This is a genomic window from Ancylobacter sonchi (assembly GCF_018390695.1).
GTDB lineage: Bacteria > Pseudomonadota > Alphaproteobacteria > Rhizobiales > Xanthobacteraceae > Ancylobacter > Ancylobacter sonchi.
Genome location: NZ_JAHBGF010000016.1, coordinates 245,668 through 258,783, shown reverse-complemented (window position 1 = coordinate 258,783; position 13,116 = coordinate 245,668). Strand labels below are relative to the sequence as shown.

At 68.9% G+C, this 13,116-nt stretch carries 16 protein-coding genes; 13 read left to right on the top strand and 3 right to left on the bottom strand.

Going from position 1 to position 13,116, the window contains the following annotated elements; all coding sequences use genetic code 11:
• Positions 1–2 precede the first annotated feature (2 nt).
• The 8 genes from KHC28_RS08570 to KHC28_RS08535 all read left to right on the top strand — a co-directional run bounded on the left by KHC28_RS08570 (position 3) and on the right by KHC28_RS08535 (position 5,684).
• Positions 3–437 carry a DUF2628 domain-containing protein gene (locus tag KHC28_RS08570; RefSeq protein ID WP_214007914.1) on the top strand — a complete coding sequence of 145 codons (435 nt, stop codon included), beginning with the start codon at positions 3–5 and terminating at the stop codon, positions 435–437.
• Positions 434–1,090, top strand: a complete 657-nt coding sequence (gene hisH, locus KHC28_RS08565; protein ID WP_214007913.1) for an imidazole glycerol phosphate synthase subunit HisH — start codon at positions 434–436, stop codon at positions 1,088–1,090. Before KHC28_RS08570 ends, hisH begins: the two co-directional genes overlap by 4 nt.
• Positions 1,087–1,821, top strand: a complete 735-nt coding sequence (gene hisA, locus KHC28_RS08560) for a 1-(5-phosphoribosyl)-5-[(5-phosphoribosylamino)methylideneamino]imidazole-4-carboxamide isomerase (RefSeq protein ID WP_214007912.1) — start codon at positions 1,087–1,089, stop codon at positions 1,819–1,821. Before hisH ends, hisA begins: the two co-directional genes overlap by 4 nt.
• An 11-nt stretch (positions 1,822–1,832) precedes the next feature.
• Entirely contained in the window at positions 1,833–2,606 is a 774-nt protein-coding gene (gene hisF, locus KHC28_RS08555) for an imidazole glycerol phosphate synthase subunit HisF (RefSeq protein ID WP_214008179.1), read from the top strand.
• 10 nt (positions 2,607–2,616) lie between these two features.
• Entirely contained in the window at positions 2,617–2,946 is a 330-nt protein-coding gene (locus KHC28_RS08550) for a phosphoribosyl-ATP diphosphatase (protein ID WP_214007911.1), read from the top strand.
• Between the two features lie 126 nt (positions 2,947–3,072).
• Positions 3,073–4,032 (top strand): type I pantothenate kinase, encoded by a 960-nt coding sequence (coaA, locus tag KHC28_RS08545; RefSeq protein WP_214007910.1) that lies wholly within the window; start codon positions 3,073–3,075, stop codon positions 4,030–4,032.
• A 7-nt stretch (positions 4,033–4,039) separates the two neighbouring features.
• A complete protein-coding gene (locus KHC28_RS08540) occupies positions 4,040–4,699 on the top strand; it encodes an alpha-ketoglutarate-dependent dioxygenase AlkB family protein (RefSeq protein WP_214007909.1) in 660 nt (219 codons plus the stop codon).
• Between the two features lie 40 nt (positions 4,700–4,739).
• Positions 4,740–5,684, top strand: coding sequence for a hypothetical protein (locus KHC28_RS08535; protein WP_214007908.1), 945 nt, complete (start codon positions 4,740–4,742; stop codon positions 5,682–5,684).
• A gap of 69 nt (positions 5,685–5,753) precedes the next feature.
• On the opposite strand, the gene grpE is transcribed toward KHC28_RS08535, so the two are convergent.
• Positions 5,754–6,368 (bottom strand): nucleotide exchange factor GrpE, encoded by a 615-nt coding sequence (grpE, locus tag KHC28_RS08530; protein WP_214007907.1) that lies wholly within the window; start codon positions 6,366–6,368, stop codon positions 5,754–5,756.
• Between the two features lie 80 nt (positions 6,369–6,448).
• Positions 6,449–7,549, bottom strand: coding sequence for a heat-inducible transcriptional repressor HrcA (gene hrcA / locus KHC28_RS08525; protein WP_214007906.1), 1,101 nt, complete (start codon positions 7,547–7,549; stop codon positions 6,449–6,451).
• 280 nt (positions 7,550–7,829) lie between these two features.
• Here hrcA and rph point away from each other — a divergent pair, with 280 nt between their 5' ends.
• The 3 genes from rph to hemW are packed head-to-tail and all read left to right on the top strand — an operon-like array spanning position 7,830 to position 10,377.
• Positions 7,830–8,543, top strand: a complete 714-nt coding sequence (gene rph, locus KHC28_RS08520; protein WP_214007905.1) for a ribonuclease PH — start codon at positions 7,830–7,832, stop codon at positions 8,541–8,543.
• A gap of 3 nt (positions 8,544–8,546) precedes the next feature.
• Positions 8,547–9,206 (top strand): RdgB/HAM1 family non-canonical purine NTP pyrophosphatase, encoded by a 660-nt coding sequence (gene rdgB, locus KHC28_RS08515; protein WP_214007904.1) that lies wholly within the window; start codon positions 8,547–8,549, stop codon positions 9,204–9,206.
• Positions 9,207–9,231: 25 nt separating this feature from the next.
• A complete protein-coding gene (gene hemW, locus KHC28_RS08510) occupies positions 9,232–10,377 on the top strand; it encodes a radical SAM family heme chaperone HemW (protein ID WP_312893135.1) in 1,146 nt (381 codons plus the stop codon).
• A 5-nt stretch (positions 10,378–10,382) separates the two neighbouring features.
• Here hemW and KHC28_RS08505 read toward each other — a convergent pair whose 3' ends face one another.
• Positions 10,383–11,612, bottom strand: a complete 1,230-nt coding sequence (locus tag KHC28_RS08505) for a penicillin-binding protein activator (protein ID WP_214008178.1) — start codon at positions 11,610–11,612, stop codon at positions 10,383–10,385.
• 166 nt (positions 11,613–11,778) lie between these two features.
• Between KHC28_RS08505 and rsmI the strand changes: the two genes are divergently transcribed.
• Together rsmI and KHC28_RS08495 are read left to right on the top strand one after the other, a co-directional pair.
• Entirely contained in the window at positions 11,779–12,684 is a 906-nt protein-coding gene (gene rsmI / locus KHC28_RS08500) for a 16S rRNA (cytidine(1402)-2'-O)-methyltransferase (RefSeq protein ID WP_214007902.1), read from the top strand.
• The gene (locus KHC28_RS08495) at positions 12,681–13,043 is read left to right on the top strand and encodes a YraN family protein (RefSeq protein WP_214007901.1); all 363 of its coding nucleotides are present in this window, start codon (positions 12,681–12,683) and stop codon (positions 13,041–13,043) included. Before rsmI ends, KHC28_RS08495 begins: the two co-directional genes overlap by 4 nt.
• Positions 13,044–13,116: the final 73 nt, after the last annotated feature.

Below are 13,116 nucleotides of genomic sequence, written 5' to 3'. Positions count from 1 at the left end.
CAATGGCGGTATGGACGGTGTTCGAGCCCGAGGACGGGCTTCCCGGCGAGGAAGGCTGGAGCGAGCAGGTCGTGCTGGTGCGCGAGGCCTTCGCCTGGCGGGCGCTATTTTTCGCGCCGCTGGTGCTGCTGGCGAACCGGCTGTGGCTGGCTTTCGCGGTTTATGCGGCAGTCGAGGCCGCGTTGCTGGCGGCCTATATCAATGTCGAACTCGGTGACAGCTTTCTTCTGGTGCTGCTGGTGCCGAACCTGTTCGTGGCGTTGGAGCTGCCGACGCTGCGGCGCCGTAAGCTCGCCTGGCTCGGTTATGAGGAGGCCGGTGTGGTGAGTGCCGATTTTGCCGAGGCCGCCGAGCGGCGCTTCTTCGAGGCGCGGCTCGGCATCGGCGCCGTGCCGGGCCCGGTGCTCGGCCTGTTTCCTGAGGCGGGGACCCGATGAACGAGACGGTTGTGCTGATCGATTACGGGTCCGGCAATCTGCATTCGGCCGGCAAGGCGCTGGAGCGTGCTGCCCGGGAGGGTGGCTCCGGTGCGCGGGTGGTCGTGACCAGCGATCCCGAGGCGGTGCGCCGGGCTGACCGTATCGTGCTGCCCGGCGTCGGCGCCTATGCCGATTGCCGTCGCGGTCTCGATGCCGTGGACGGCATGGTGGAGGCGCTGAACGAGGCGGTGATCGAGAAGGGCCAGCCCTTCCTCGGCATCTGCGTCGGCCTGCAGCTGATGGCCGAGCGTGGGCTGGAGCATGGCGAGACGGCTGGTCTTGGCTGGATCGCCGGCGATGTCGTGAAGATCGCCCCGGATGATCCGTCGCTGAAGATCCCACATATGGGCTGGAACTCGTTGAACGTCCGGCGCCCACATCCGCTGCTCGCCGGCATCCCCACCGGCACGGATGGGCTCGACGCCTATTTCGTGCATTCCTACCACCTCGCCGCCGCGCGGGACGAGCAATTGGTGGCGACCGCCGATTATGGCGGCAAGGTCACCGCCGTCGTCGCCCGCGATAACCTCGCCGGCACCCAGTTCCATCCCGAGAAGAGCCAGCGCCTTGGCCTCGCCCTTCTCGCCAATTTCCTGACGTGGACGCCGTGATCCTTTTTCCCGCCATCGATCTCAAGGAAGGCAAGTGCGTGCGCCTGCAGCAGGGCGACATGGCACGCGCCACCGTGTTCAACCACGATCCGGCCCAACAGGCGGCCGAGTTCGAGGCGCAGGGCTTCCGCTATCTGCACATCGTCGATCTCGACGGCGCCTTCGCCGGCAAGCCGGTAAATGCCGGCGCGGTGGAGCGCATCCTCGAGGCCGTCGCCATGCCGGTGCAACTCGGCGGCGGCATTCGCGACCTCGCCGGCGTCGAGGCGTGGCTGGAGAAGGGCGTCACCCGTGTCATTCTCGGCACTGCGGCGGTGCGCGACCCGGCCTTTGTGAAGGACGCGGCCCGCCGCTTCCCCGGCCGCGTCGCCGTAGGGCTCGACGCCAAGGATGGCCGCGTGGCGGTGGAAGGCTGGGCGGAGACGTCCGATCTCGGCGCGCTCGAACTGGCGCAGCGTTTTGAGGATGCCGGCGTCGCCGCCATCATCTACACCGACATCGCCCGCGATGGCCTGTTGAAGGGCCTCAACCTCGAGGCCACCATCGCACTGGCCGACGCCATCTCCATCCCGGTGATCGCCTCCGGCGGCCTTGCCTCCATCGACGACGTGAAGGCGCTGCTGGAGCCCCGGTCGAAAAAGCTTGAAGGCGCCATCACCGGCCGGGCGCTCTATGACGGAAGGCTGGATCCGCGCGCGGCGCTGGCGCTGGTCGCGGGAGTATCGGCGTGAGCGAGGATTCGATGCTCAAGGTTCGCGTCATCCCCTGCCTCGACGTCAAGGACGGGCGCGTGGTCAAGGGCGTGAAATTCGTCGACCTGCGCGATGCCGGCGATCCGGTGGAGGCGGCCAAGGCCTATGACGCCGCTGGCGCCGACGAGCTGTGCTTCCTCGACATCACCGCCAGCGTCGAGGCGCGCAGCACGTTGATCGACGTGGTCAGCCGCACCGCCGAGCAGTGCTTCATGCCGCTCACCGTCGGCGGCGGAGTGCGCACGGTCGAGGACATCCGCGCATTGCTGAATGCCGGCGCCGACAAGGTGTCGATCAACACCGCGGCGGTGAACCGGCGGGAATTCGTGCGCGAGGCGGCGGAGAAGTTCGGCGAGCAGTGCATCGTCGTCGCCATCGACGCCAAGAAGGTGTCTCAGCCCGGCGAAGCCGACCGCTGGGAGATCTTCACCCATGGCGGGCGCAATCGCACCGGCATCGACGCGGTGGAGTATGCCCGCGAGGTGGTGGCTCTGGGGGCCGGCGAGATCCTGCTCACTTCGATGGACCGCGACGGCACCGGCGAAGGCTTCGACCTCGCCCTCACCCGCGCCATTTCCGATGCCGTTTCGGTGCCGGTGATCGCCTCCGGCGGCGTCGGCACGCTCGATCACCTGGTGGACGGCATCCGCGACGGCCGGGCGAGCGCGGTGCTGGCCGCCTCGATCTTCCATTTCGGCACCTTCACCATCGGTGCTGCCAAGGATCGGCTCGCGCAGGCCGGCCTGCCGGTGCGGCGCAGCTGAGGGGATTGGCATGACGGACACACGCGTGACACTCGACGATCTCGCCGGCATCGTCGCCGAGCGGGCGGCCGGCGGCGGCCCGCCCTCCTATACGCGCTCGCTGATCGAGAAGGGCGTCGCCAAATGCGCCCAGAAGCTCGGCGAGGAAGCGGTCGAGACCGCTCTCGCGGCGGTATCGGCTGATACCAAAGCCGTCGTTTCGGAGAGTGCGGACCTTCTCTACCATCTCATGGTGCTGCTCCACGCGCGGGGCATTGCCCTCGAGGACATCTATGCGGAGCTCGGTCGTCGTACCGCCCGTTCGGGCATCGAGGAAAAGGCGTCGCGTCCCGCCAATTGAGCGCCCCCGCCACGCGGGAGGTCGCCCATATCAGGCGTGGCGTGAATGTGGTATACGGTCGACCAAAGCCCGGCGAAGCCAAGTTCGGGCAATGACGGCATATGCCGCTCCGAGGAAGCCCAGCCTATGGACATGAAGCTCGACAGCAAGGGGCTTTCGCCCTTCCGTAATTTCTCGCGTGCCGAATGGGCCGCGCTGCGCGCCGATACGCCGCAGCCGCTGACGCCCGAGGAGATCGCCCGGTTGCAGGGCCTCAACGACCGGCTGTCGCTGGCCGAGATCGAGGAGATCTACCTGCCGCTGTCGCGGCTTCTGTCCATCTATGTCGGGGCGACGCAGAAGCTGTTCCGCTCCATGCAGAAATTCCTCGGCCCGGAAGAGGCCGGGAAGATGCCCTACATCATCGGTGTCGCCGGCTCGGTGGCGGTGGGCAAGTCGACCACCTCGCGCGTGCTGCAGGCCCTGCTCGCCCGCTGGGCTAACACGCCCAAGGTGGCGCTGGTGACCACCGACGGCTTCCTCCTGCCCAATGCGGTGCTGGAGCGGGAAGGGCTGATGCAGAAAAAGGGCTTCCCGGAAAGCTACGACCTGCCGGCGCTGCTGCACTTCCTCACCGACATCAAGGCGGGCCGGCACCCGGTGGCGGCACCGATCTACAGCCACTTCAACTACGACGTGACGCCGAACGAGCGCGTCGAGGTCGACCAGCCGGACATCCTCATCGTCGAGGGATTGAACGTGCTGCAGACCAGCCGCCCGCCCAAGGACGGCAAGGGCATTCCCTTCGTCTCGGATTTCTTTGACTTCAAGGTCTATATCGACGCCGACGAGGCGATCCTCGAGCGCTGGTATGTCGAGCGCTTCATGCGGCTGCGCGAGACCGCTTTCCGCGATCCCGCCGCCTATTTCCACCGCTATGCCGGCATTTCCGGCAGCGAGGCCGACCAGACCGCCCGCGCCATCTGGCGCTCGATCAACCTGGTGAACCTGCAGGAGAACATCCTGCCCACGCGCCAGCGCGCCGACCTCATCCTGCGCAAGGGCGGCGACCACGAGGTGGAGGCGGTGGCGCTGCGCAAGCTGTGAGCGTGCCATGACCCTCGCATCGATCCCCGCCCCGCTCGAACTCGCGCCCGGCTGCCTGTGGTGGCAGGGCTATCTCGACCGGCCCGCGCAGGAGGCGCTGGTTGCCGATATCCGCGAGGTGCTGGCGACGGCGCCGCTGTTCACCCCGCGCATGCCGCGCACCGGCAAGCCTTTCTCGGTGCGGATGTCGAATTGCGGGCCGCTCGGCTGGGTGTCGGACGAGAGCGGCTATCGCTACCAGCCCCGGCACCCGGAGACGGGCACTCCCTGGCCGCCCTTCCCCGCCGCTCTACGCCGAGCCTGGGACGAACTGTCCGACGCCGACCTCCCCCCGGAAGCCTGCCTGATCAACTGGTATGGGCCCGAGGCCCGCATGGGTCTGCATCAGGACCGGGACGAGCAGGAATTCGCCGCGCCGGTGCTTTCGCTCTCGCTCGGCGATACCGCGATCTTCCGCCTCGGTGGCACCGAGCGGCGTGGCGGCACCCGCTCCATCCGCCTCGCTTCCGGCGACGCCTTGCTGCTTTCCGGGTCGAGCCGGCTGGCCTTTCACGGCATAGATCGTATTCTGGCTGGTACGTCGACGCTGCTCAGCCAGCCCGGCCGCATCAATCTGACGTTACGCCGCGTGCATCCGGCTCGCGAGGAGCCGGATGCGGCGTTATGAGCAGAAGCAACCGAATCGCTTTCCCATGGAAGGACATGCCATGCGCCGCCTCGTCCGCGCCGCCGTTCTTATTGCCGCGCTGGCCGGCTCGACCCTCGCGGCAGCGGCGGAGCCGGTGTTCCCGAATGGCGGCTCTGTCGGCCTGGAGCCCCCGGACGGCATGACGCCGATCGCCGGCGTGGCCGGTTTCGAGGACCGTGCCGCCAAGGCCGCCATCGTGGTGGTGGAAGTGCCGCACGGGGATTTCGATTCCATCGTGAAGACCTTCAACCGCGACACGCTGCAGAAGCAGGGCGTGACCATCGAGACGCAGCGCGAGATCGCCCTCCCCGATGGCGGGCGCGGGCTGATGCTCTATGGCTACCAGACCGTCGGGGCGGTAGCGCTGAAGAAGTGGATCCTGCTGGCCGGCGGCAAGGACCAGACGGCCCTGGTGACGGCGCAGCTGCCCGAGGAATCCGCCAGCCGCTATCCCGATACGACCGTCGAGGCGGCGCTGGCCACCGTCGTGTTCCGCGCGCCGCCGACCCAGGAGGAGATGCTGGCGCGCCTGCCCTTCACCTTCCAGTCGCTGGAGGGGTTCAAGGTGATGCGGGTGCTCGGCACCTCGGCGGTGCTGCTGGTCAAGGGCGAGACCTCCGGGCCCGAAGCCGGTGGCAGGCCGATCTTCATTGCCGGCATGGTTCCAGGCGAAATCGACGAGAACGAGCGGGAAAGCCTCGCCAAGCGCGCCATCGCTTCGGTGCCGGGCGTTCGCGACCTGCGCGTCGAGCGTGGTGGCCCGCTGCGAATCGGTGGTCAGCAGGGCATCGAGATCGTCGCCAATGCGGCGGACCAGCAGACCGGCAAGCCGATGAAGGTGGTGCAGTGGCTGCGTTTCGGCCGCGCCAACTATATCCGCATGGTCGGCGTGCTGCCGGCCGACGATTTCACCCGCGACTTCGACAGCCTGCGGGCACTGCGCGACGGGCTGGAGCCGCGCTGAAGCGCGGCCCCGGAAGCCGGAGGATCCAAAGCCGGAATCTTGGGGATCTTCCGGCGGGGTCGTGCCGGATCAGCTCTGGCTGCTCTGGGTTTCGGCCGGCGCCGCCTTGGGGCCGCCCTTGGAGACGCCCACCAGTGCAGGGCGCAACACGCGGCCGCCGATCGTGTAGCCGGGCTGGATCACCTGCACCACGGTGCCCGACGGCACTTCGGCATTCGGTACCTCGAACATCGCCTGATGCAGATTGGGGTCGAACTTCGCGCCCTCGGCCTCGATGCGGGCGACGCCGTGCTTGGTTAGCGTCTGGTTGAGGCTGCGCGCGGTGAGCTCGATGCCGTCCAGCACCGTCTTCAGCGTGCCTTCGGCGGTGGCGCGGGCGTCGGCGTCGATGACGCCGAGCGCGCGCTCGAAATCGTCGGACAGCGACAGCACGTCGCGGGCGAAGCCGGTGATGCCGTAAACCTTGGCATCGGCCACCTCGCGCTCGGCGCGGCGGCGCACATTGTCCGCCTCGGCGAAAGCGCGCAGGAACTTGTCCTTGAGCGCGGCGATCTCCGCCTCGTAGCGCTCGCGCTCGGCGGCGAAGCCGTCCTCGCCATTTTCAGCCGCGCCGACGGTCTCTTCGCTCGGCGTACCGGCGACCTCGTCGGAAGCGTCCGCCGGCTTGCGGTTATCTTCGGTCATGACTGCCTCGTCGGGGGAAAAGGATAGCGGGCACTGCACGCCCGATTTGACCCGCCATATCGGGTCGTGGCCTGAAAAAATCAAGCCGCATCGAAGCCGGGCCGCCCCAGGACCCGGCTGACCACCCCGGCGGTGAAGTCCACCATGGGCACGATGCGGGCATAGTTCAGCCGCGTCGGCCCGATGACGCCGAGCACCCCGACCACCCGACCCTGCCCGTCGCGATAGGGCGCGACGATGGTGGAAGAGCCCGACAGTGAGAACAGCTTGTTCTCCGAGCCGATGAAGATGCGCAGTCCCTGCGCGTCCTCCGCCCGCCCCAGAAGGTCGACCACTTCCTGCTTCGCCTCGAGATCATCGAACAGCAGGCGGACCCGTTCGAGATCCTCGATGGCCCTAAGATCCTGCAGGAGCTTGGTCTGGCCGCGCACGATCAGCCGCCGCTCGGCCTTGTCGCCGCCCGACCAGGAGGCGAGGCCGGCGGCGACGATGCGTGCCGTCACCTCGTCGAGCTCGGCGCGGCGGGCGGCCAGCGTGCGTTCCACTTCGATGCGCAAATCGGCGAGGGTGCGCCCACGCGTGCGGGCGTTGAGGAAATTGGTGGCCTCGACCAGGGCGGAGGCGGGCAGGCCGGCCGGTAGCGGCACCAGCCGGTTCTCCACCTCGCCGTCCTCGGAGACCAGGATCAGCAGCGCCCGCGTGGGGTCGAGCGGCACGAACTCCATGTGCTTCAGCCGGGCGTCGCTCTTGGTGGTGGTGACGACACCGGCCCCGCGCGACAGGCCGGAGAGCAGGTTGGAGGCTTCCGCCAGCACGCCCTCGACGGTCTGGGCGCGCGCGGCTGCCTTCACCTGCGCCTCGATGGCGTTGCGCTCCTCCTCCGAGACGTCGCCGATCTCCAGCAGGGAATCGACGAAGAAGCGCAGGCCGCGCTCGGTCGGCAGGCGCCCGGCGCTGGTGTGCGGGGCGAAGATGAGGCCTGCGGCCTCGAGATCGGCCATCACGTTGCGCACCGAGGCCGGCGACAGCGTCATGGGAATGAGCCGGGAAATGTTGCGCGACCCCGCCGGCTCGCCGGTAGCGAGATAAGTCTCGACGATCTGCCGAAAAATCTCCCGCGAGCGCTCGTCGAGCTTGGCGAGGGAGGGAGAGCTTGAAGCCAGGATTGGATCGAGAGGCATGGCTGCGCCGGAATCGCCGTCGGGACGTTTCATGTGAAACATATAATCGGCATTCGCGCGGGAGCCTTCAAGCATTGCCTGCCGGTATCGTGTTTCCGGCGCCATTCGTGTCGCGGCGTTATGCGCTTGCGGTCGCACGGGACTGCCCCTTACAAGGAGCGCCCGAAAGCCGTTGCCATTCCGCCTGTCGAGGAATGCGAACGGGATCGGCGATGATCAGTCGCGTTTTTCGCCCGCGCCGGTGCCGCCTCGCCCGGCAACGCCTCATGGAGACTTCAGCATGCGTCCCTCACGCCGCGCCCCCGACGAGATGCGGGCCGTCAGCTTCGAGCGCGGCGTGCTGCGCCATGCGGAAGGCTCCTGCCTGGTGAAGTTCGGCGAGACCCATGTTCTGGTCGCGGCGACGCTGGAAGAGCGGCTGCCGCCCTGGCTGAAGGGGCAGGGCCGCGGCTGGGTCACCGCCGAGTATGGCATGCTGCCGCGCGCCACCCATGAGCGCACCCGCCGCGAGGTGACGGCTGGCAAGCCTTCGGGCCGCACCATGGAGATCCAGCGGCTGATCGGGCGCTCGCTGCGCACCATCGTCGACCTTGAAAAGCTCGGCGAGCGGCAGATCACCGTCGATTGCGACGTGATCCAAGCGGATGGCGGCACGCGCACCGCCTCGATCACCGGTGCCTGGATCGCTCTGCATGACTGCCTGAGCTGGATGAAGACTCGGGGCATGCTTTCGACCATTCCGCTGCGGGATCACGTTGCCGCGGTGTCCTGCGGCATCATCGACGGCGAGCCGCGCCTCGATCTCGATTATGTCGAGGATTCCGACGCCGGCACCGACTGCAATTTCGTGATGACCGGCTCCGGCGGCTTCGTCGAGATCCAGGGCACGGCGGAGAAGACGCCGTTCACCGAGGACGAGTTCAACGCCATGCTCGGCCTCGCCCGCAAGGGCGTTTCCCGGCTGGTCGACCTGCAGAAGATGGCGGTGGCCTGAGCCATGGATGAGGATCGTCAGGAACATCGCCGCCTCGTCGGCCGGGTGGTGATCGCCACCCACAATCCCGGCAAGCTCATCGAGATGCGGGGACTGATGGAGCCCTATGGCGTCGAGCTGGTCTCGGCCGGTGATCTCGGCCTGCCCGAGCCGGAGGAGACCGGGCTGACCTTCGAGGAGAACGCCCGCATCAAGGCGCGCGCCGCCTGCGAGGCGACCGGCCTGCCGGCCTTCGCCGACGATTCCGGCCTCTGTGTCGAGGCGCTGGGCGGCGCCCCGGGCCTCTACACCGCCCGCTGGGCCGGGCCGGGCCGCGACTGGGGGCACGCCATGGCCAGGGTCGAAGAGGAACTGCGCAAGGTCGATGCAGTCGATCCGGTCCAGCGCCGCGCCTATTTCATCTCGGCGCTGTGCGTCGCCTGGCCCGACGGCCATGTCGAGGATTTCGAGGGCGTGGTCTCCGGCGAGATGATCTGGCCGCCGCGCGGCGACAGCGGTCACGGCTACGATCCGATGTTTTTGCCGGATGGTTCCGCCCGTACCTTCGGCGAGATGAACGGCGAAGAAAAGCACGCCATGCCGCCGCTCGGCCGGGGCGGGTCGCACCGCGCCCGCGCCTTCATCAAGCTGGCGGAAGCCTGTTTCGGAGCTCGGTTTGACTGACCGGGCCGATAGGGCGCCGCCGCCGGTGGACCCCGGATTCGGCGTCTATGTGCATTGGCCGTTCTGCAAGGCCAAATGCCCCTATTGCGACTTCAACTCGCATGTGCGCCATGCCCCGCCGGACGAGGCGCGTTTCCTTGCCGCCTTTCGCGCCGAGATCGCCCATATGCGCGCGCGCACCGGCCAGCGGCGCACGCAAAGCGTTTTCTTCGGCGGCGGCACGCCCTCGCTGATGGCGCCGGCGACGGTGGAAGGCATCCTGAGCGCTATTGACGACGCCTGGCCGCTCGATGCCCGCGCCGAGGTGACGCTGGAAGCCAACCCGACCAGCGTCGAGGCCGGGCGCTTTCGCGGTTATCGCGCCGCCGGCGTCAACCGGGTGTCGCTCGGTGTGCAGGCGCTCGACGACGCCTCGCTGAAGGCGCTCGGACGGATGCACAGCGCCGCCGAGGCGTTGGCGGCGGTTGCCATCGCCCGCTCGGCCTTCGAGCGCTCCTCCTTCGATCTCATCTATGCCCGGCCGGACCAGCGTCCGGAAGACTGGGCGCGTGAACTGAAGCGCGCCATCGCCGAGGGATGCGAGCATCTCTCGCTCTACCAGCTCACCATCGAGGATGGTACGCCGTTCGCGGCGCTACACCGCGCCGGCAAGCTGAAGACGCCGGATCCGGAGATCGCCCGCGCGCTGTGGGACGTGACGCAGGAGACCACGTCGGCCGCCGGGCTGCCGGCCTATGAGATTTCCAACCACGCCCGTCCCGGCGCCGAGAGCCGGCACAACCTGCTCTATTGGCGTTATGGCGAATATGCCGGCATCGGTCCCGGCGCCCATGGCCGGCTCGATACGCCGGAGGGGCGGCGGGCCACCTCCACCGAGCGCGGGCCGGAGGCCTGGCTAAAACAGATCGAGGCGGAAGGCCACGGTCTCGTGGTCGATGACGAGCTCAGCCGGCCGGAGCAGGCCGACGAATATCTCATCATGGGGCTACGCCTTGCCGAGGGCATCGACCGTCACCGCTTCATGGCGCTGGCCGGCCGCGATTTCGATGCCGCGCGCGTGGCGGCGCTGATCGGCGAGGGCATGCTCGAAGAGCACGCCGATGGCCGGCTGCGAGTGACGCCGCAGGGATTCCCGGTGCTCGACGCCATCGTTGCCGATCTGGCGGCCTAGGCGCCCTAAATTCCCTGTTCGGCGAAGCTGCGCGGCGCCGGGCTGGCGATCTGGGTACTGCCGCTGGCGATTCGCATGACCGCGAGGCCGCGCTGGTTGGTGCCGTCGGCGCGGAAGCGGAAGACGCCGTCAATGCCGCTGAAGCCGGACGGGTTCTGGATCGCGGTGTCGTTCAGCCCCGCCTCGCCGCCAGTATTGACCAGCGCCGCCATCAGCGAGACAGCGTCATGCGCCAGAGTTGCGGTGCGCACCGGCCGCTGGCCGAAACGGGCCTCGTAGCGCTGCGAGAAGGCGCGGAAGCCGGCCGGATCCGGCGCGGCGAAGATGCCGCCTTGCAATTGCGGCACGTTGAACAGCGCCGCGCTGTCCCAAAGGCCGGTGCCGATCAGCTGCTTGCCGGACAGGTTGACGCCGGCTGCGGTCAGTGCCTGAAGCAGCTGCGGCACGGCCTCGCCGGAATCCGGCAGGAACAGTGCGTCCGCCTGCATGGCGGACGGCGCGATGCGGCGGGCGGCCTCGGCATATTGGCCGGCATTGCCGGGCGTGTAGCGCTCGAGCCCGACCACCCGGCCGCCGGCCGCCGGCACCGTCTCGCGGAACGCGGCCTCGACCACCGAGCCATAGGCATTGTCCGGCAGCAGCGCCGCATAGGCGCGCCGGCCGCTCGTCGAGGCGTAGCGTACCGCCCGCACCACATCGGTCTGCGGCAGGAAGGAAAGGAGATAGACGCCGCGCGTCGCCACATTGGTGTCGGTGGAAAAGCCGACCAGCGGGACGTTGCGGGTGCGCGTCACCTGACCGGCGGATGCGACGGTATGGGCAAAGAGCGGCCCGATGACCGCCCTCGCCCCTTCGTCGAGCGCCTGCTGCGCCGCCGTCTGCGCGCCGGGGCCGGTGCCGCCGTCATCCTTGACGACGAGCTGGATATTGGCACCGGTGAACTCGGCGATCGCCATGTCGGCGGCGTTCTTCAGCGACTGGGCGGCGATGCCGGCATTGCCGCTCGCGCCGAGCGGCAGGATGAGGCCGATGCGCACCGAGCCGGCGCCGAGCGTGTTGGCCGGCTGCGCGGGAACGGCGGGAGCCGGCGGCAGGGCGGCCTGCGGCGGCGGCGAGTCCGGCATCGAGCTGCAGGCAGCGAGCGTCGCGCCGCCGGCCATGAGCAGGAAGCCGCGACGGCTGTGGCGGAGTGCGGCGCGGGCGCCGGTCTGCACCTTCGTGTCTGGCTCGGTCATCGCCTCGTCGGATGGCTGGGCGGGCATGTTTACTCTTGTAGGATGCCGGGCGACCGCCTGTCACGCCACGCGGGCCGAGAAACGGCGCAAAAAGCCTGACATATCCCCTCTCGTGAAGCCCTGCGGGCATGACGGCACCGCTCTCGCCTTCTAGAATGGCGACACGATGACCCAGCCGCCCACCGATACCCCGCGATCCTTCCGTCTGGTCGGCCAGAGTGTGCCGGCACCGCGCCTTGAGGCGGGATTGCACGTGGTGGCGACGCCGATCGGCAATCTCGGCGACGTCACCGTGCGGGCGCTGGAGACACTGGCCGGCGCCGACATCGTCGCCTGCGAGGATACGCGGGTGACGCGGCGTCTGCTTGATCGTTACGGCATCGAAACGCCGTTGGTCGCCTACCACGATCACAATGCCGCCAGCATGCGGCCGCGTCTGCTGGCCCGGCTGGAGGCCGGGGCGACGGTGGCGCTGGTGTCGGATGCCGGCACGCCGCTGGTGTCGGATCCCGGCTACAAGCTGGTGGAGGCGGCGATCGAGGCGGGGTTCCGCATCGTGCCGGTGCCCGGTGCCTCGGCCAGCCTCGCGGCGCTGGTGGCGGCCGGCCTGCCGACCGATCGCTTCCTGTTCGATGGTTTCCTGCCGCAAAAGCGCGGCGCCCGCCGCAGCCGTATCGCCGAGCTGTCGACGATACCGGCGACGCTGGTGCTCTATGAGAGCGGGCCGCGCCTGCCGGAGAGCCTCTCCGACCTCGCCGCCGGGCTGGGGGAGCGGCCGGCCGCGGTCTGCCGCGAGCTCACCAAGGCGTTCGAGGAGGTCCGGCGGGGTCCGCTCCCCGGTCTCGCCGCGCATTACGCCGAAGCCGGCCCGCCAAGGGGCGAGATCGTGCTGGTGATCGGTCCGCCGGGCGCGAACGAGGCGAGCGACGCCGATATCGATGTCGCGCTGCGCCGGGCGCTGGCCAGCCTCTCGCTCAAGGACGCCGCCGCCACGGTGGCCGCGGCCACCGGCCGGCCGCGGCGCGATGTCTATGCGCGGGCATTGGCGCTGCAGGCGGAAGCCGACGAATGACTGTGCCGAAGCCGACGGCGTTTTCCCGTGGCGTCGCTGCCGAGGAAACCGCCGCTCGGCTGCTGGCGGAGCAGGGCTTCGCCATTCTGGCGCGGCGGGTGCGCACGCCGCGCGGCGAGATCGACCTGATCGCCCGTCGCGAGGATTTGCTGCTGTTCGTGGAAGTGAAGGCCCGGTCGGGGCTGCGGGCAGCTGCTGAATCGGTGCTGGTCCGCCAGCGCCGGCGTATCGCTGCAGCGGCGGAGGTCTGGCTCGCCGCGCATCCCGAATTCGCCGCCCTCGACATGCGGCTCGACGTGGTGCTGCTCGCGCCGGGGCGGGCGCCGGTGCATCTGCCGGGTGCCTTCGAGGCGGACTGATCCGTATGTGAGAGGCTGGGCGCGCGGATGCGTGGCGCCGGCCGGCGCGAGGCGGTAAACAGGGGACGAATGC